General features: G+C 71.3%; 14 protein-coding genes. 11 read left to right on the forward strand and 3 right to left on the reverse strand.

All coding sequences use genetic code 11. From position 1 onward, the window contains the following. Positions 1-72 precede the first annotated feature (72 nt). Positions 73-411: a DUF6479 family protein gene (locus LWJ43_RS31145; RefSeq protein WP_277335510.1), complete on the reverse strand. Its 339-nt coding sequence runs from the start codon at positions 409-411 to the stop codon at positions 73-75. A gap of 88 nt (positions 412-499) precedes the next feature. Here LWJ43_RS31145 and LWJ43_RS31150 point away from each other — a divergent pair, with 88 nt between their 5' ends. The 11 genes from LWJ43_RS31150 to LWJ43_RS31200 all read left to right on the forward strand — a co-directional run bounded on the left by LWJ43_RS31150 (position 500) and on the right by LWJ43_RS31200 (position 15,498). After that, positions 500-1,465: an LLM class F420-dependent oxidoreductase gene (locus LWJ43_RS31150; protein WP_277335511.1), complete on the forward strand. Its 966-nt coding sequence runs from the start codon at positions 500-502 to the stop codon at positions 1,463-1,465. Positions 1,466-1,611: 146 nt separating this feature from the next. Beyond that, the gene (gene fdh / locus LWJ43_RS31155) at positions 1,612-4,884 is read left to right on the forward strand and encodes a formate dehydrogenase (RefSeq protein ID WP_277335512.1); all 3,273 of its coding nucleotides are present in this window, start codon (positions 1,612-1,614) and stop codon (positions 4,882-4,884) included. Next, positions 4,881-5,783, forward strand: coding sequence for a 4Fe-4S dicluster domain-containing protein (locus tag LWJ43_RS31160; protein ID WP_277335513.1), 903 nt, complete (start codon positions 4,881-4,883; stop codon positions 5,781-5,783). Before fdh ends, LWJ43_RS31160 begins: the two co-directional genes overlap by 4 nt. Then, the gene (nrfD, locus tag LWJ43_RS31165) at positions 5,780-6,712 is read left to right on the forward strand and encodes an NrfD/PsrC family molybdoenzyme membrane anchor subunit (protein WP_277335514.1); all 933 of its coding nucleotides are present in this window, start codon (positions 5,780-5,782) and stop codon (positions 6,710-6,712) included. The genes LWJ43_RS31160 and nrfD overlap by 4 nt, the downstream gene beginning before the upstream one ends. A gap of 12 nt (positions 6,713-6,724) precedes the next feature. Next, entirely contained in the window at positions 6,725-7,120 is a 396-nt protein-coding gene (locus LWJ43_RS31170) for a hypothetical protein (RefSeq protein WP_277335515.1), read from the forward strand. A gap of 34 nt (positions 7,121-7,154) precedes the next feature. Next, complete coding sequence (locus tag LWJ43_RS31175) at positions 7,155-7,730, forward strand: 2Fe-2S iron-sulfur cluster-binding protein (protein WP_277335516.1); 576 nt, start codon at positions 7,155-7,157, stop codon at positions 7,728-7,730. Beyond that, the gene (locus LWJ43_RS31180) at positions 7,727-8,722 is read left to right on the forward strand and encodes an FAD binding domain-containing protein (protein ID WP_277335517.1); all 996 of its coding nucleotides are present in this window, start codon (positions 7,727-7,729) and stop codon (positions 8,720-8,722) included. The genes LWJ43_RS31175 and LWJ43_RS31180 overlap by 4 nt, the downstream gene beginning before the upstream one ends. Before the next feature lie 41 nt (positions 8,723-8,763). Then, positions 8,764-10,860: a xanthine dehydrogenase family protein molybdopterin-binding subunit gene (locus LWJ43_RS31185; protein WP_277335518.1), complete on the forward strand. Its 2,097-nt coding sequence runs from the start codon at positions 8,764-8,766 to the stop codon at positions 10,858-10,860. A gap of 151 nt (positions 10,861-11,011) precedes the next feature. After that, positions 11,012-11,509: an ATP-binding protein gene (locus LWJ43_RS31190; protein WP_277335519.1), complete on the forward strand. Its 498-nt coding sequence runs from the start codon at positions 11,012-11,014 to the stop codon at positions 11,507-11,509. Positions 11,510-11,658: 149 nt separating this feature from the next. Next, positions 11,659-13,065, forward strand: a complete 1,407-nt coding sequence (locus LWJ43_RS31195) for an NADP-dependent succinic semialdehyde dehydrogenase (RefSeq protein ID WP_277335520.1) — start codon at positions 11,659-11,661, stop codon at positions 13,063-13,065. A gap of 45 nt (positions 13,066-13,110) precedes the next feature. Further along, on the forward strand, positions 13,111-15,498 hold the full coding sequence (locus LWJ43_RS31200) for a phosphoketolase family protein (protein ID WP_277335521.1): 2,388 nt from the start codon (positions 13,111-13,113) through the stop codon (positions 15,496-15,498). Between the two features lie 68 nt (positions 15,499-15,566). On the opposite strand, the gene LWJ43_RS31205 is transcribed toward LWJ43_RS31200, so the two are convergent. Both LWJ43_RS31205 and LWJ43_RS31210 read right to left on the reverse strand, forming a co-directional pair. Next, complete coding sequence (locus LWJ43_RS31205; RefSeq protein ID WP_277335522.1) at positions 15,567-15,998, reverse strand: hypothetical protein; 432 nt, start codon at positions 15,996-15,998, stop codon at positions 15,567-15,569. A 111-nt stretch (positions 15,999-16,109) separates the two neighbouring features. Next, complete coding sequence (locus LWJ43_RS31210) at positions 16,110-17,225, reverse strand: baeRF3 domain-containing protein (RefSeq protein ID WP_277335523.1); 1,116 nt, start codon at positions 17,223-17,225, stop codon at positions 16,110-16,112. Between the last annotated feature and the right edge of the window lie 164 nt (positions 17,226-17,389).

A 17,389-nucleotide genomic window follows, 5' to 3' on the forward strand; every position in this document is an offset into this window, starting at 1 on the left:
ACAGGAGTCCGGGCCCGCTCGACGGGGGTCCCGGCCTCCTGTTCATCTGTCCGCCGACGGCACGCCGGTGATTCAGTCACGCCGGGGCTCGTCCTCCGGCGGCGGGATCACCTCGTTGCCGTGGTCGCTGAGCTCGTACGGCGAGAGAGCGCGGCCGTTCTCGGGAAAGCGGTCCGAACCGTGGTGCCCGGTCTCCTGGATCTCCGTCCGGTGATCCGGACGCGGCGGCTGCTCATCGGGGCGGGGCGGCCGTGACTCCTTGTCCCGGCGCCTCATCCCGAACCAGAAGCCCCCGATCAGCACGAGCACCACGAACAGGCCGATGACGCCGATGACCACCCCCACCGCGCCCGGCCCGTTGCTGCCGCCGGTGCTGGCGAGCGATTCCCATGCTCCGTTCGTTACGTCCATGCATGGCGCATACCCCGGGGAATCGATCACAGACAGCCATTGACATGAATTCATGTTTTATGGCGATGTCGCGGTAAATGTGTTTCATATGGTGCAAATCGGCTACACGATGATGACCGAGCAGGCAGGCCCTCGAGCCCTCGTCGAGGACGTGGTCGCGGCGGAAGCGGCCGGCTTCGATTTCTCCGTCACCTCCGACCACTACTTCCCCTGGTTGGCTTCCCAGGGACACGCGCCCTACGCCTGGTCCGTCCTGGGGGCCGCCGCGCAGGCCACGTCCAGGATCCCGCTGATGACGTACGTGACCTGTCCGACGACCCGCTACCACCCGGCCGTGGTCGCGCAGAAGGCCGCGACGCTCCAACTGCTCGCCGAGGGCCGTTTCCGGCTCGGCCTCGGCTCGGGGGAGAGCCTCAACGAACACGTCGTCGGCGTGGGGTGGCCCGCGGCGCACGTTCGGCTGGAGATGCTCGAGGAGGCCGTGCAGATCATCCGCGCCCTCTTCGGCGGGGGCTACGTCAACCACCACGGCACTCACTTCGACGTGGAGAACGCCACGCTCTGGGACCTGCCCGAACAGCCGGTCCCCATCGGCATCGCCGTCTCGGGGGAGAGGTCCTGCGAACTCGCGGGCAGGCTCGGCGATCTGGTGATCGCGACGGAGCCCAAGGGTGAGCTGCTGACCGCGTTCGACCGCAACGGCGGGACCGGTAAGCCCCGCGTCGGTCAGGTGCCCGTCTGTTACGACACCGACCGGGACGCCGCGATCGCCCGCGCCCACGACCAGTTCCGATGGTCGCTCGGCGGCTGGAAGGTCAACTCCGAGCTGCCGGGCCCTTCCGCCTTCGAACAGGCGACCCAGTTCGTCCGCGCGGACGACATCACCGGATCGATTCCGTGCGGCTCCGACGTCGAGGCGTTCGTGGAGGCCGTACGCCCCTACAGCGAGGCGGGGTTCACCGAGGTCGCCCTCGTGCAGATCGGCGGTGCCCATCAGCGGCCGTTCATCGACTGGGCCCGCAGCACACTCCTGCCGGCGCTGCGCGAGCTGTAGCGCGCCGCCCGGCCCCACGTTTCCCCGTGGCTCACCGGGTACGAGATCTGTCGTCGCCTGCCGGTCCTGACCGTCGCGCTCGTGTCGCCGACTCGGAGCGGTGGGGTGAGCCTGGAGTGAGTCCCCGGACCCCTGGAGGAAACGCGATGGGAGCAGGCAATCCGCTCGCCCGCTGGCCCGTGTATCGGCAGCTGACCGGCGGTGATCCTTTGGGCAGAGGACGGGCCGTGATGTCGCGGAAGACCGACGCGGTCCGCCCCAGAACGGCCACGGCTGACCGCGTGGTCAAGTCCGTCTGCCCGTACTGCGCGGTGGGCTGCGGGCAGCAGGTCTACGTGAAGGACGACCGGGTCGTCCAGATCGAGGGCGACCCGGACTCGCCGGTCAGCCGGGGCAGGCTGTGCCCCAAGGGCTCCTCCACGCTCCAGCTCACCACCGGCCCGGCCCGCCTGCACCAGGTGCTCTACAGGCGTCCGTACGGCACCGACTGGGAGACTCTCGACCTGGAGACGGCGATGGACATGGTCGCGGACCGTGTCGTGGACACCAGGCGCAGGACGTGGCAGTGGGAGCACGACGGACTCCGCACGGCACGCACCCTGGGTATCGCGAGTCTCGGCGGCGCCACCCTGGACAACGAGGAGAACTACCTGATCAAGAAGCTCTTCACGGGCCTCGGCATCGTGCAGGTGGAGAACCAGGCGCGGGTCTGCCACAGCTCCACCGTGGCCGGTCTCGGCACCTCGTTCGGCAGGGGCGGAGCGACCACCTTCATGCAGGACCTCCAGCACTCGGACTGCATCATCATCCAGGGGTCGAACTTCGCCGAGGCCCATCCGGTGGGCTTCCAGTGGGTGATGGAGGCGAAGGCCCGCGGTGCCCGGATCATCCATGTGGACCCGCGCTTCACCCGCACGAGCGCACTGGCCGACCTTTTCGTGCCTCTCAGGGCCGGCAGCGACATCGCGTTCCTCGGCGGCATCATCAACCACGTCCTCACCGAGGAGAAGGACTTCCGGGAGTACGTCCTCAACTACACCAATGCCGCAACGCTGGTCGGGGACGACTTCCAGGACACCGAGGACCTCGACGGTGTCTTCTCCGGCCTGGACGAGGAGCGGGGCCACTACGACCCCCGCTCGTGGCAGTACCGGGAATCCGACGTCCAGGCACCCTCCGGGGACGTGGACGAGCTGTACGAGGACCGCTCCCGCAGCGCGGAGGCGCAGCACCGGGTCCATGCAGCGGCCGGGTCGGAGACCCACGGTTCGGGGGGCCCGCAGGCCCGCGCGTGGCCGCCGCGCGACGAGACCCTGCGCGACCCCAGGTGCGTCTACCAGATCCTCAAGCGTCACTACGCGCGCTACACCCCCGAGATGGTCGAAGAGATCTGCGGGGTGAAGCGGGAGGTGTTCCTCGAGGTCTGCGACGCGCTGACCTCCAACTCCGGCCGGGAGCGCACCACCGCCTTCGCCTACGCCGTCGGCTGGACCCAGCACACCACGGGCACCCAGTGCATCCGCGCCGCGAGCGTGCTCCAGCTGCTCCTCGGCAACATCGGGCGGCCCGGCGGCGGCATCCAGGCCCTGCGGGGACACGCCTCCATCCAGGGTTCCAGCGACATCCCGACCCTCTTCAACCTGCTGCCGGGCTACCTCCCGATGCCGCATGCCCACGCGCACGAGGACCTGGACGCCCTCGTCCGGGCCAGCCGTACCGGCAAGGGCTTCTGGGGCAACATGCGGGCCTACTTCGTCAGCCTGCTCAAGGCCTACTACGGCGACGCGGCCACCGCGGACAACGACTACTGCTTCGACCACCTGCCCCGGCTCACCGGATCCCACGGCACGTACGAGACAGTGATGGCGCAACTGGCGGGGGAGTGCAAGGGCTACTTCCTCATGGGTGAGAACCCCGCCGTGGGCTCCGCCAACACACGGCTGCAGCGGCTCGGCATGGCCCAGCTCGAATGGCTGGTCGTCCGTGACTTCTCGCTCATCGAATCCGCCACCTGGTGGCAGGACGGCCCCGAGACGGAAACCGGGGAGATGACCACGGAGGAGATCGGCACCGAGGTCTTCTTCTTCCCCGCGGCGGCGCACACGGAGAAGTCCGGCTCCTTCACCAACACCAACCGGTGGCTCCAGTGGCACCACGCCGCCGTCGAACCCGGGGGCGACGCACGCAGCGACCTCTGGTTCATGTACCACCTGGGCCGGCGCGTCAAGGAGCGCCTCGCGGCCTCCGCCGACCCGATGGACCGCGCCGTCCAGGACCTGACCTGGGACTACCCCGTCGACGGTCCGCTCGCCGAACCGGTATCGGCTGCGGTGCTGGCCGAGATCAACGGACACGGCCCGGACGGCGCCCCCCTCTCCGCCTACACCGAACTCAAGGACGACGGCTCCACCAGCTGCGGCTGCTGGATCTACTGTGGGGTGTACGCGGACGGGGTCAACCAGGCCGCCCGCCGCAAGCCCCACACCGAGCAGGACTGGGTGGCGGCCGAATGGGCCTGGGCCTGGCCCGCCAATCGCCGCATCCTCTACAACAGGGCCTCGGCGGCGCCCGACGGCAGCCCCTGGAGCGAACGCAAGGCCTACGTCTGGTGGGACGACCTCGAAGGGCGGTGGACCGGTCACGACGTCCCCGACTTCGTTCCGGACCGCGCCCCCGGCCACGTACCCGCGCCCGACGCCGAGGGACCCGACGCGCTGCGCGGGGACGACCCGTTCATCATGCAGGCCGACGGCAAGGGCTGGCTCTACGCCCCCGCCGGCCTGGTGGACGGGCCGCTGCCCACCCACTACGAGCCGCAGGACTCGCCCTTCACCAACGCGCTCCACCCCTCGCGCTCCCGCTCGCCGGTCAGGCAACTGCACCCGCGCGAGGGCAACCGCTACCACCCGAGCGGTGACGAACCGGGCGCGGACGTGTATCCCTACGTCGTCACGACCCACCGGCTCACCGAACACTTCACGGCGGGCGGGATGAGCCGCTGGTCACCGTATCTGTCCGAGCTGCAGCCGGAGTTCTTCTGCGAGGTGTCCCCGCAGCTCGCCGCGGAGAGAGGACTCGAGCACTGCGGCTGGGCGACGATCGTCACGGCGCGCAACGCCGTCGAGGCGCGCGTCATGGTGACCCGCCGGATCACCCCCCTGACCGTCCGGGGCCGGACCGTGCACCAGATCGGGCTGCCCTTCCACTGGGGCCCCAACGGGATCGCCACCGGTGACGCGGCCAACGAACTGATGGCCATCGCCCTCGACCCCAACGCCTTGATCCAGGAGGACAAGGCGCTCACCGCCGACATCCGGCCCGGGCGCAGGCCGAGGGGCCCCGCACTGCCCGAACTCGTAGCGGAGTACCGCCGCCGGGCCGGGATCACGGAGACGACCGGAACCCGGGAGACGATGTGAGGGACAACCTGTTCAGCGGGCCCGAGCCCGACCCGGCGGCTGACGCGGGACACCGGAACGCCCCGCCTCGCGTCGGGTTCTTCACCGACACCTCCGTCTGCATCGGCTGCAAGGCGTGCGAGGTCGCCTGCAAGGAATGGAACGCCCTCCCCGAGGACGGACTGTCGCTCACCGGGATGTCCTACGACAACACCGCCGGGCTGGGCGCCTCCACCTGGCGGCACGTCGCCTTCATCGAGCAGCCCGCGCCCGCCGGACGGACGCAACTGCCGCTCGTGGAGCCGGACGCGGGGACGCCGGAAGACGGTTCGGGCGTGCGATGGCTGATGTCCTCGGACGTCTGCAAGCACTGCACCCACGCCGCGTGTCTGGACGTCTGCCCGACCGGGTCGCTGTTCCGCACGGAGTTCGGCACGGTCGTCGTCCAGGAGGACATCTGCAACGGCTGCGGCTACTGCGTACCCGCCTGCCCGTACGGAGTGATCGAGCAGCGTCCCGAGGACGGCCGGGCGTTCAAGTGCACCCTCTGCTACGACCGTCTCGGCGCGGGGCAGGAACCCGCGTGCGCCAAGGCGTGTCCCACCGAGTCCATCCAGTTCGGCCCGCTCGACGAACTCCGGGAGCGTGCCGCGCTGCGAGTGGAACAGCTGCACACGGCCGGGGTCGCCGAAGCACGGCTGTACGGACACGAACCGGACAACGGGGTCGGAGGGGACGGCGCGTTCTTCCTCCTCATGGACGAACCCGAGGTGTACGGCCTGCCCCCGGACCCGGTGGTCACCACCAGGGACCTGCCGGCGATGTGGCGTCACGCGGGTATCGCCGCGCTGTCGCTCGCGGCGGGAGCCGCCCTCTCCTTCTCCATCCCCTCACTCACCCGCAGGAGCGGCCGGACATGACCACCAGCAGCCCCGAGAAGGGACCGGGCCGGGCCGTGCCCGACTCCTACTACGGCAGGCCCGTCATCAAGGCGCCGTCGTGGTCCGCCCAGGACATCGCCGGATACTTCTTCCTCGGCGGGCTCGCGGGCGCCGGCTCCGTCCTTGCCGCCGGGGCCCATGTCACGGGCCGCGACACCACGGCCAGGGCGCTGAAGGTTTCCTCCCTCGCAGCCGTCACCCTCTCGGCGGCAGCGCTCGTCCACGACCTCGGCCGCCCGTCGCGCTTCCTCCACATGCTCCGCGTCTTCAAACCGACCTCGCCGATGAGCATGGGCACGTGGCTGCTCTCCGGCTACGGACCCGCCGCGGGCGCCGCCGCTCTCACCGCGGTGACGGGCAGGTTCCCCCGGGCCGGCGCGGCGGCCACCGCCGCCGCCGCGCTGCTGGGCCCCACCCTGGCGACGTACACCGCCGTCCTGGCGGCCGACACCGCCGTCCCCGCGTGGCACGGCGCGCACCGTGAACTCCCCTACCTCTTCGCGGCGTCGGCCACCGCGGCCGCCGCCGGGATGGCTATGGTCACCGGTCCGGTGCACGAGAACACACCGGCCCGGTACGCCTCCGTACTCGCGGCCGTCGCCGACGGCGCCGCGAGCCGCGCCATGGAACGGCGCCTGGGCTCCGTCGCCGTGACCTGCCGGGAGGGCCGTGCCGGGACGCTGACGCGCGCCGCACGCGCGCTCACCGCGGCCGGGGCGGCGGCGGGTCTTCTGCTCGGACACCGCAGCCGGCCCGTCGCAGCCGGTGCGGGCCTCGCACTGCTCGCGGGCTCTGCCTGCACGCGCTTCGGGGTCTTCGCGGCGGGAATCGCCTCCGCCGAGGACCCGGCACACACGGTCGGACCCCAGCGAGAGGCCGCCGAACAGCGCTCACAGCGCTCCCATTGAAAGGAATGCAGGGTGAACAGCACGCAGGAAGCAGCACAGGGACACCAGGAGAGCGGCGACGTCGTGGTGGCGGTCACCGGCTGCCCGAAGGAGGACGCACGCACCGTGTTCGACGTCCTGCGCCGCTCGTTCGACTCCGACCGTCCGGCGAGCGATGTCCCCGAGGAGGAGTCGGACACACGCCCCACCGTGTGGACGGCGACCGTCGACGTCTCCGAGACGAAGGCCGGCGCCGGACCCGCCCGGCTCTCCGTACCGGTGATGGTCGAGGCGCAGGGCGGCTACTGGGCCGTCGACCGCCTCCGGAAGCACCTGGCCGACGCCTTCACCGTCCGGCTCGTCGGAACGGCGGCGGGCGACCAGGAGCAGGAGATCCGCCTGCGGCTGGAGAGTCACCGGCCCGCGTGACGACCACACCACCCACACCGGAAGGTACGCGCACATGGATGCCACCCCGGGGACCGTCGGCGCGGGAGCGGCGGCGCAGACGCCGGCTCCCGACGACCGGTCCACCTTCACCCTGCACGTCAACGGCACGGCCCGGACCCTGACGCTCGATCACCGCACCACCGTGCTGGACGCGTTGAGGGAGCACCTGGGGCTCACCGGAGCCAAGAAGGGCTGTGACCACGGCCAGTGCGGTGCCTGCACGGTGCTCGTCGACGGCCGGCGCGCCAACAGCTGCCTGCTGCTGGCCGTCGCCCAGGAGGACTCCCACATCACCACCGTCGAGGGACTGGCCGACGGGGACCGGCTGCATCCGCTGCAGTCGGCCTTCCTGGAGCGGGACGCGCTCCAGTGCGGCTACTGCACCCCGGGACAGATCTGCTCCGCTGCCGGCATGCTCGCTGAGGCCGAGGACGGTTTCCCCTCCCACGTCACCTCCCCGACGGCGCTCGCCGCCGGAGGCCCGGTCCCGCTCGACGCGAACGAGATCCGCGAGCGGATGAGCGGCAACCTCTGCCGGTGCGGCGCCTACCCGCACATCGTCGAAGCCATCGAGGACGTGGCCCCGTGAAACCCTTCGCCTATCTGCGTCCCACCTCCGTGGCCGAGGCCGTCCGTGCCGGCGCGGGGCATCCCGACGCGCACTTCCTCGGCGGCGGCACCAACCTCGTCGACCTGATGAAGCTCGGGGTGGAGTCACCAGGCCTGCTCGTCGACGTCAGCCGGCTCTCGCTCGACCGGATGACCCGGACGGCCGACGGCGGCCTCCGGATCGGCGCGACGGTTCGCAACAGCGACCTCGCCGCCCATCCCGACGTCCGCAGTGGTTACCCCGCGCTGTCGCAGGCGCTCCTGGCCGGTGCGTCCGGGCAGCTGCGCAACACCGCCACCACCGGAGGCAACCTGCTCCAGCGCACCCGCTGCCCGTACTTCCAGGACGTCTCCAAGCCCTGCAACAAGCGCGTTCCCGGGTCGGGCTGCCCCGCCCGGGAGGGGACGCACCGCGATCTCGCGGTGCTGGGCCACTCGCAGCACTGCGTCGCCACGAACCCCTCGGACATGGCGGTCGCCCTCGCGGCCCTCGACGCCACCGTCCAGCTGTACGGGCCCGAGGGCGAGCGGACGGTGCCCGTGACCGACTTCCACCGGCTGCCCGGCGAAAATCCCGATCAGGACACGGTGATCCGCCCGGGCGAACTGATCACCGAAGTGGTGCTGCCCCCGCCTTCCCACGGTGCCGTCTCCCTCTACCGCAAGGCCCGGGACCGTGCCTCGTACGCCTTCGCCCTGGCCTCCGTCGCCGCGGTCCTGGGCGTGCGCGACGGCCACGTCGACCGCGTCTCGCTCGCCTTCGGCGGGCTCGCGCACCGGCCGTGGCGTGCCCGCGTCGCCGAGGACCGGCTGCGGGGTGTCCCACCGACCGAGGACGCCTTCGCCCGCGCGGTGGACGCGGAGCTCGAAGCGGCCAGGCCCCTGCGCGACAACGCCTTCAAGGTCGGCCTCGCGCGCCGGATGGCGGTCGGCGCCCTCGTCGAACTCACCACGCGGACCGAATCCGCCTGATCCACCGGACCGCACACCCCGACGAACCGAGGACTTCCGTCATGAGCGACTCCACCCGGGTGCTGGGCGCGCCCCTGGTCCGCCGCGAGGGCCGGGACAAGGTCACCGGCACCGCCCGCTACGCCGCCGAGCACACATCGCCGGACTGCCTGTACGGCTGGATCGTGCCCGCCACCGTCCCCACCGGCCGTGTCACCGCGATCCGTACCGCCGACGCGCTGGCACTGCCCGGAGTGCACACCGTCCTGACCCATGACAACGCGCCGAGACTCGAGGAGACCGACGACGCGATCCTCGCCGTGCTCCAGGACGGCAGGGTGCCGCACCGGGGCTGGCCCGTCGCCCTCGTCCTGGCGGAGAGCCTGGAATCCGCGCGGGCCGGCGCGGACGCCGTGTACGTCGAATACACCACCACCGGGCACGACGTCGTCCTCACCGGGGACCACCCGGGCCTCTACGTCCCGGAGGAGGCGAACGGCGGCTATCCGGGCCTGCGTGAACGCGGTGACGCCATGCACGCGTTCGACGCCGCCCCGGTGCGGATCGACGCGACCTACACACTGCGGGGGCTGCACAACCACCCCATGGAACCGCACGCCTCCACCGCCCGGTGGGCCGACGGACACCTGACCGTCCACGACTCGAGCCAGGGATCGACCGCCGTGCGCAACAGCCTCGCCACGGCTTTCGGGCTCGACCGGAACCGGGTCACCGTGGTCTCCGAACACGTCGGCGGCGGCTTCGGCTCCAAGGGCACCCCGCGCCCCCAGTCCGTGCTCGCCGCGATGGCCGCACGGCACACGGGCCGCCCGGTCCAGCTCGCCCTGCCCCGCCGGTACATGGCGGCGATCGTCGGCCACCGCGCACCGACCCTGCAGCGGGTACGTCTGGGCGCGGACCGTGACGGCGTCCTGTCCAGCGTCTCCCACGAGATCGTCACGCAGACCTCGCGGATCAAGGAGTTCGTCGAGCAGGCCGCCGTTCCCGCCCGCGTCATGTACGCCTCACCCCACAGCCGCACGGAACACCGCGTGGCGGCACTCGACGTGCCCAGCCCGTCCTGGATGCGCGCGCCGGGAGAGGCCTCGGGCATGTACGCGCTGGAGTCGGCCATGGACGAACTGGCCTGCGCCCTCGGGATCGATCCGGTCGAGCTGAGGCTGCGCAACGAACCGCCGGCCGAACCCGACAGCGGGCGCCCGTTCAGCAGCCGCAACCTCGCGGCCTGTCTGACCGAGGGCGCCGGGCGCTTCGGCTGGAACGACCGGGACCCCCGCCCCGCCGCCCGCGAGGAGGGGTCCTGGCTGCTCGGCACCGGGGTCGCCTCCGCGACCTACCCCGTCCTCGTCTCGAAGACCGCGGCGTCCGCGCAGGCCGCTCCGGACGGCTCGTACCGCGTCCGGGTCAACGCCACCGACATCGGCACCGGCGCCCGCACCGTCCTGGCGCAGATCGCCGCGTCGGTCCTGGGCACGGCACCGGAGAACGTACACGTCGACATCGGCAGCAGTGATCTGCCCACCGCGTCCATCGCGGGCGGTTCCTCGGGCACCGCCTCCTGGGGCTCCGCGGTGCACAAGGCCGCCACCGCCCTGGTACGGCGCCTCGCCGAGCACACCGGCCCGCTGCCGCCGGACGGCGTCACCGTCACCGCCGACACCGGCGAGGAGACGGCCCAGGAGTCGCCGTACGCACGGCACGCCTTCGGCGCCCACTTCGCCGAGGTGGCGGTCGACTCCCTCACCGGGGAGGTGCGGGTGCGCCGGCTCCTCGGCGTGTACGCCGCCGGACGGATCCTCAACTCCCGTACGGCACGCTCCCAGTTCATCGGCGGCATGGTCATGGGCCTCGGCATGGCCCTCACCGAGGGCAGCACCATGGACCCGGCCTTCGGCGACTTCACCGAGAGCGACCTCGCCTCCTACCACGTGCCGTCCTGCGCGGACGTCCCCGACATCCAGGCGCACTGGATCGATGAGGACGACCCGCACCTCAACCCCATGGGCAGCAAGGGCATCGGCGAGATCGGCATCGTCGGTACCGCGGCCGCGATCGGGAACGCCGTGCGACACGCCACCGGAGCTCGGCTGCGCGAGCTCCCGCTGACCCCGGACAAACTGCTGCCCTACCTGCCGTGACACCCGCCGCGGGCCCCCTCGGTTGCGGGACCGTCCCCCCGGGGTCACCCTGATGAATGACCAAGAAGTGATTACTGCTCACGCTTCGTGTTCGGGGGTCGTCGGTTCAACGGGGTGAAGCACGTGAGCCTCGCGGTGAGGAGCCTCAACGATGACCGTTCCACTCGACCGGCACTACCTGGTCGAACTGCAGGTGTCGGCGGAGCGCATTTCCCAGCTGCGGCGCATAGTCGCCGCGCACCTTCGTCACTGGAGTCTCGAACTGCACGTCCGGCCGGTGTGCCGGGCGGCCGAGGAACTCCTGACGAACGTCCAGCGACATGTCGGCGACGGCAACCGCTGCGTCCTCGAGCTCCGCTGGACCGGCCGGCACCTGACGGTGTCCGTGGCCGACGACGATTCCCGGATGCCCCGGCTGCTGGACGGCGGTGGCGGCGGCCTCAGCCGCGTCATGGCCCTGAGTGACAGCTGGGGCACCTGCCGGACCGCCGACGGCAAGGTCGTGTGGTTCACGCGCTACGCGGAGACCCCGGTCACCACCGGGCTTCTCCCGCCGGCGCCCCTGCCCGGCGGCCGTACGTTCCTCGACGGCCCGGTCTCCGAGGGCGGCCCCGTCGCCGGGAGCGGCCCGGTCGCCGAACTCGTGTGACGGACGGCCCGGTTCCGGCCCGGCCGGTGCGGACGGTGTGCCTGCGGCACGCATGATCCGCACCGGCCGGGTACGCGTGCGTGAGGGGTCGCGTCGCGCGCCGCCGCGTGGCGCGTGACGGTCGAAGAACAACGCAAGGAGGCACAGCCATGCCCATCGCGACGGTCAATCCCGCGAACGGCGAGACGCTCAGGACATTCGACGCACTGGACGAGGGGGAGACCGAGCGCAGGATCGCCGCGGCCCACCGCGCGTTCCGCGACCACCGCACCACGGACTTCGCCGAGCGAGCCCGTCTGCTGAACCGGGCCGCCGATCTCCTCGACGAGGACCTGCAGGACATCGCCCGGACCATGACGACCGAGATGGGCAAGCCGGTCAAGGCCGCCCGCGCCGAGGCCGCCAAGTGTGCCAAGGCCATGCGCTGGTACGCGGCCAACGCCGAGCGGCTGCTGGCCGACGAACACCCCGACGACGCCGACGTCAAGGACTCCGGTGCCTCCCGCGCGCGGGTGCACTACCGGCCGCTGGGCGTGGTGCTCGCCGTGATGCCGTGGAACTTCCCGCTCTGGCAGGTCATGCGCTTCGCCGCACCCGCGCTCATGGCGGGCAACACCGGTCTGCTCAAGCACGCCTCGAACGTGCCGCAGACCGCCCTGTACCTCGAGGACCTGTTCACCAGGGCGGGCTTCCCCGAGGGCTGCTTCCAGACGCTGCTCATCGGCTCGGGTGCCGTCGAGGCGGTCCTGCGAGACCCGAGGGTCGCCGCGGCGACCCTCACCGGCAGCGAGCCGGCCGGCCGCGCCGTCGCCTCCGTCGCGGGCGACGAGGTCAAGAAGACCGTGCTGGAACTGGGCGGCAGCGACCCCTTCGTCGTCCTGTCCTCGGCGGACGTCGAGAAGGCAGCCGACACGGCGGTGACCGCCCGTGTCCAGAACAACGGCCAGTCCTGCATCGCCGCCAAGCGCTTCATCGTCCACGCGGACGTCTACGACGCCTTCGCCGAGCGTTTCACCGCGGGGATGCGCGCCCTGAGCGTCGGGGACCCGCTGGAGGAGTCCACCGACGTGGGTCCGCTCTCCAGCGAGCAGGGCCGCACCGATCTGGAGGAGCTCGTCCACGACGCCCTGGGCAAGGGCGCGACCGCGCTGTGCGGGGGCCGGCGACCCGAGGGCATGGACCGCGGCTGGTTCTACGAGCCCACGGTCCTCACCGGGATCACCCCGGCCATGCGCATCCACCGCGAGGAGACCTTCGGACCGGTGGCGACCCTCTACCGGGTCTCGGACCTCGACGAGGCCGTGGAGCTCGCCAACGACACCCCCTTCGGGCTCAGTTCCAACGTATGGACACGTGACCAGGGGGAGATGGACCGCTGTGTGCGCGACGTGGAGGCCGGCGGGGTCTTCTTCAACGGCATGACGGCCTCCCACCCCGCGCTGCCGTTCGGCGGGGTGAAGCGCTCCGGCTACGGGCGGGAGCTGGCCGGGCACGGCATCCGCGAGTTCTGCAACGCCACCACCGTCTGGTACGGGCCCGGCTCGGACGCCCGCTAGACACGGACGGACCCGGACCCTCGCCATGCCCCAGGGAGACGCCTCATGACCGACGCCCGTACGCCGTCCGGGGTATCCGCCCCGTCCGACACCGAGATCGCGGCACTCGACGCGCACTGGCGTGCCGCCAACTACCTGGCGGTCGGACAGATCTATCTGATGGCCAACCCCCTCCTGGAGGAGCCGCTGGCCCCGGAGCACATCAAGCCGCGGCTGCTCGGCCACTGGGGCACCTCACCCGGACTGAACCTCGTCCACACCCATCTCAACCGGATCGTGACGACACGGAACCGGCAGGCGATGTGCGTCTGGGGGCCCGGCCACGGCGGCCCCGCCGTCCTCGCCAACTCCTGGCTCGAGGGCAGTTACGCGGAGACCTACCCCGATGTGAGCCGGGACCGGGCCGGGATGGGAGCGCTGTTCAAGCAGTTCTCCTTCCCCGGCGGTGTTCCCAGCCACGTCGCCCCGGAGACCCCGGGGTCCATCCACGAGGGCGGCGAACTGGGATACGCGCTGACCCACGCCTACGGCGCCGCCTTCGACCACCCGGAACTCCTCGTCGCCTGCGTGATCGGGGACGGAGAGGCGGAGACGGGTCCGCTGGCCGCGTCCTGGCACTCCAACAAGTTCCTCGACCCCGTGCACGACGGCGCCGTCCTGCCGATCCTCCACCTCAACGGGTACAAGATCGCGAACCCGACGGTGCTTGCCCGGCTGCCCGAGGACGAACTCGACGCACTCCTGCGCGGGTACGGCCACGACCCCGTGTACGTCGAGGGGGACGAGCCCGCCGTGGTCCACCGCGCGCTGGCCGCCGCCATGGACCTCGCGGTGGACCGCATCGACGCCTACCAGCGGGCGGCCCGCACCGACGGCGCGTCCGCGCGCCCCCGCTGGCCCATGATCGTGCTGCGAACCCCCAAGGGCTGGACCGGCCCCGTGGACGTCGACGGGCTCCCCGTCGAGAACACCTGGCGGGCCCACCAGGTCCCGTTGCCCGGGGTCCGGGACAACCCGGACCACCTGCGTCAGCTCGAGGAGTGGATGCGCTCCTACCGGCCCGAGGAACTCTTCGACTCCGAGGGCAGGCCCACCGCCCAGGTCCTGGAGTGCGTTCCCGAAGGAGCCGCCCGGCTCGGCTCGACCCCGTACGCCAACGGAGGGCTGCTCCTGCGCGACCTCCCGCTTCCTCCCCTCGAGAACCACGCCGTGCGGGTCGACAGGCCGGGGACCGTCCTGCACGAACCCACCCGGATCCTGGGCGGACTGCTCGCAGAGGTCATGGCCGCCACCGCCGACCGCAGGAACTTCCGGGTGGTGGGACCCGACGAGACCGAGTCCAACCGCCTGGGCGCCCTCTACGAGGCCACCGGAAAAGCCTGGCAGGCGGAGGTCCTTCCGACCGACGAGCACCTGGCCCGCGACGGCCGGGTGATGGAGGTCCTGTCGGAACACCTGTGCCAGGGCTGGCTGGAGGGCTATGTCCTCACCGGACGGCACGGCCTTTTCTCCTCGTACGAAGCCTTCGCCCACATCGTCGACTCGATGGTCAACCAGCACATCAAGTGGCTCCGCACGTCGCGGCGGCTGCACTGGCGCGCGCCCGTCGCCTCGCTGAACTACCTGCTCACCTCGCACGTCTGGCGTCAGGACCACAACGGCTTCTCGCACCAGGACCCCGGCTTCGTCGACCACATCCTCAACAAGAGTCCCGAGGTCGTGCGGGTCTATCTGCCGCCGGACGCCAACACGCTGCTGTCCACCGCCGACCATGTGCTGCGCAGCCGTGACTACGTCAACGTGATCGTCGCCGGCAAGCAGCCCGGCTTCGACTGGCTCACCCTCGACGAGGCCCGTGCGCACTGCGCCCGAGGGGCCGGCGTCTGGGAATGGGCCGGCACCGAGGACGGCGGCCGCGAACCCGACGTGGTGCTGGCCTGCGCCGGCGACGTACCCACCCTGGAGACGATGGCCGCGGCCGGTCTGCTGCGCCGTCATCTTCCGGAGCTCGCCGTGCGCGTGGTCAACGTGGTCGACATGACCCGGCTGCTGCCGCACGACGAGCACCCGCACGGCATGCCGGACGCGGAGTACGACGCCGTCTTCACCCGGGACAAGCCCGTGATCTTCGCCTACCACGGCTACCCCTGGCTGGTGCACCGCCTCGCGTACCGGCGCACGGGACACGCCCATCTCCACGTGCGGGGCTACAAGGAGGAGGGGACCACCACCACGCCGTTCGACATGGTGGTCCGCAACGACCTGGACCGCTACCGGCTGGTCATGGACGTGCTCGACCGGGTGCCCGGTCTGGGAGTCCGTGCGGTCTCCGTCCGGCAGGCGATGGCGGACGTCCGCAGCCGGCACCACGACTGGATCCGGGAACACGGCACGGACCTGCCCGAGGTCGCCGACTGGACCTGGGAGGGCTGAACACCGCACGACGCACTCCGGCCGGCCTGCGGGGAAACAGGCCGGCCGGAGTGCGGGGGGACGGGTGCTCAGTTCACGGCGGGAGTCACGGCCGGCGTCACGGTGGTACGGACGACGGGCGACACGGCCCCGCCCCCGACGATCCGGAGGGCGTTCTCGCCCGTGATGCCCAGCTTCACGCGCATGCTGTACTCGCCGCTCCTGGTGGTCCTGATGGTGGCGGGCAGGGTCACCCAGCGCTTGCCCTGCTTCTGCTGCAGGGTGACCGGTGTGCCGGAACCGATGTTCCGGGCGGCGCCGTGGATACGGAACTCCTCCCAGGCCGACACGCTGCGCGCGGTCGCGTACGCGGAGAGAGCCGGCCGCGTGGCCAGGTCCTGCGCGCGTTCCCCGGACGGCGGTGCGGGGACACCGGACGACGCCGCGGCCCCGCCCACCGCTCCGGCCAGCGCCACCGCTGTGAGCAGGGCTGCCGCCGACGCGCGCCTGAATCGGTCCATGAATGGCTCTCCTTCGTGCCCGACGTGATCGGGGAGATCGACGTCGTGAGATCGACTTCGGAGCGCCAAATCTAGACAAACTTCACATAATCCTCACGTAGGAACACGCGGTCAGAAACGCAGGACCGCCGCGAGCCTCCCGTGGTGCGCGAGCGAGTCGTCCGCGACGAAGGCGACCTCGCACCCCTTGTCCAGTGCCGCTTCGACGAGCTCGTCGACGATGTCCTCGCGGACCTGTCCGTCCTGGGCCGCGACGGACTCCCGGCCCACCGGCTCGAGGTGACCGTCGGTGACCCTCACCGTCTCGTCGAAGTGCTCCTCGACCGCGACCAGGCCCGCCCTGCCCTCCCGTACCGCCAGCCACACCTCGTCGAGTCCGCCCGCGAACGAGCGGCTGCTGTGCGCCTTGTCGAGCCTGCCCCGGATCCGGGAGGCGGTCTGCCCGCGCCAGTCCTCGAGGGCCGGGCCCAGCTCCTTGAGCAACTCGGGGGCAGTGGTGTCCGCCGTGGTCCCCTTCGCGACCCGGCCCACGGCCGGCTTCGCGCTCTCGCCGACCTCGTCCAGCAGGGAGAGTGCCGGTGCGAGGCCCACGAGGAAGAGGGGGCGCGGGTCGGCCGCCAGAACCGCGCGCAGCTTCTCGTCGACCGAGCGCATGAAGTTGCGGGCGTCCTCGCTGCTGTAGGTGCTCGGGGTGTCGCCGATCCGCTCCTCGCGCTGCGGGTTCGGCTCCTCGTGCGGGGCCGTGAGCGGGAACCCGTCCCGCTGCTCGGGGCGCAGGTCCTCGCTCGTGCCGGAGAACAGGGAGGCGTGCTCGGCGGACAGGCTGAGGACCCAGAACAGCCGCGCCCCGGCCTTGGCCGCGACCAGGTTGCGGGTGAGGTAGCTGTCGCTCAGGACCACTCGTTCGGGTGCGGTGCGCGGGAGTTGCCAGATCTGGTACTCGTCGGCGTCGGCGAAGATGAGGAGGGACTCCAGGGCGCGGCGCTGGTCCACCTCGGCCACCGCGCGGTCCAGCTGCGCCTTCACCGCGGCCCGGGTCTCGTGGGTCACCCGGGGGTCGGCGTCCAGTCGGTTGCCGGCCTCGGCCACGAGGTTGCGCAGCCGCACGGCGTCCTGGGCGTTGTCCGGCGCGCGGCGGTGGGTCGGCATGGTCAGGGACAGGGCCGGATAGGGCCTGGTCGCCCGGAGTTCCTGCAGCAGGCCGGGCGTCAGCGCGTCCGTGTCCATCGTTCCCTCCCGGGGGTCCGCGGTACTGGGGCCGCCCTCTGTGCGGAGCGGTTGTTCGACGAGTCAATTCATACCTTTTGATCCTAATATGAGCGAATTATTCTTTTCTTTCCGGAGGTGTATGCGATGTCCACACCCGGAACGACGGGAGAGGGGCTGCCCCA

The sequence above is a fragment of the Streptomyces sp. JH34 genome, from assembly GCF_029428875.1.
Classification (GTDB): Bacteria; Actinomycetota; Actinomycetes; order Streptomycetales; family Streptomycetaceae; genus Streptomyces.

Coding starts and splice junctions, on each gene's coding strand:
- LWJ43_RS31145 (WP_277335510.1), bottom strand. CDS start 411: ATGGACGTAACGAACGGAGCATGGGAATCGCTCGCCAGCACCGGCGGC.
- LWJ43_RS31150 (WP_277335511.1), top strand. CDS start 500: ATGGTGCAAATCGGCTACACGATGATGACCGAGCAGGCAGGCCCTCGA.
- fdh (WP_277335512.1), top strand. CDS start 1,612: ATGGGAGCAGGCAATCCGCTCGCCCGCTGGCCCGTGTATCGGCAGCTG.
- nrfD (WP_277335514.1), top strand. CDS start 5,780: ATGACCACCAGCAGCCCCGAGAAGGGACCGGGCCGGGCCGTGCCCGAC.
- LWJ43_RS31175 (WP_277335516.1), top strand. CDS start 7,155: ATGGATGCCACCCCGGGGACCGTCGGCGCGGGAGCGGCGGCGCAGACG.
- LWJ43_RS31185 (WP_277335518.1), top strand. CDS start 8,764: ATGAGCGACTCCACCCGGGTGCTGGGCGCGCCCCTGGTCCGCCGCGAG.
- LWJ43_RS31190 (WP_277335519.1), top strand. CDS start 11,012: ATGACCGTTCCACTCGACCGGCACTACCTGGTCGAACTGCAGGTGTCG.
- LWJ43_RS31195 (WP_277335520.1), top strand. CDS start 11,659: ATGCCCATCGCGACGGTCAATCCCGCGAACGGCGAGACGCTCAGGACA.
- LWJ43_RS31200 (WP_277335521.1), top strand. CDS start 13,111: ATGACCGACGCCCGTACGCCGTCCGGGGTATCCGCCCCGTCCGACACC.
- LWJ43_RS31205 (WP_277335522.1), bottom strand. CDS start 15,998: ATGGACCGATTCAGGCGCGCGTCGGCGGCAGCCCTGCTCACAGCGGTG.
- LWJ43_RS31210 (WP_277335523.1), bottom strand. CDS start 17,225: ATGGACACGGACGCGCTGACGCCCGGCCTGCTGCAGGAACTCCGGGCG.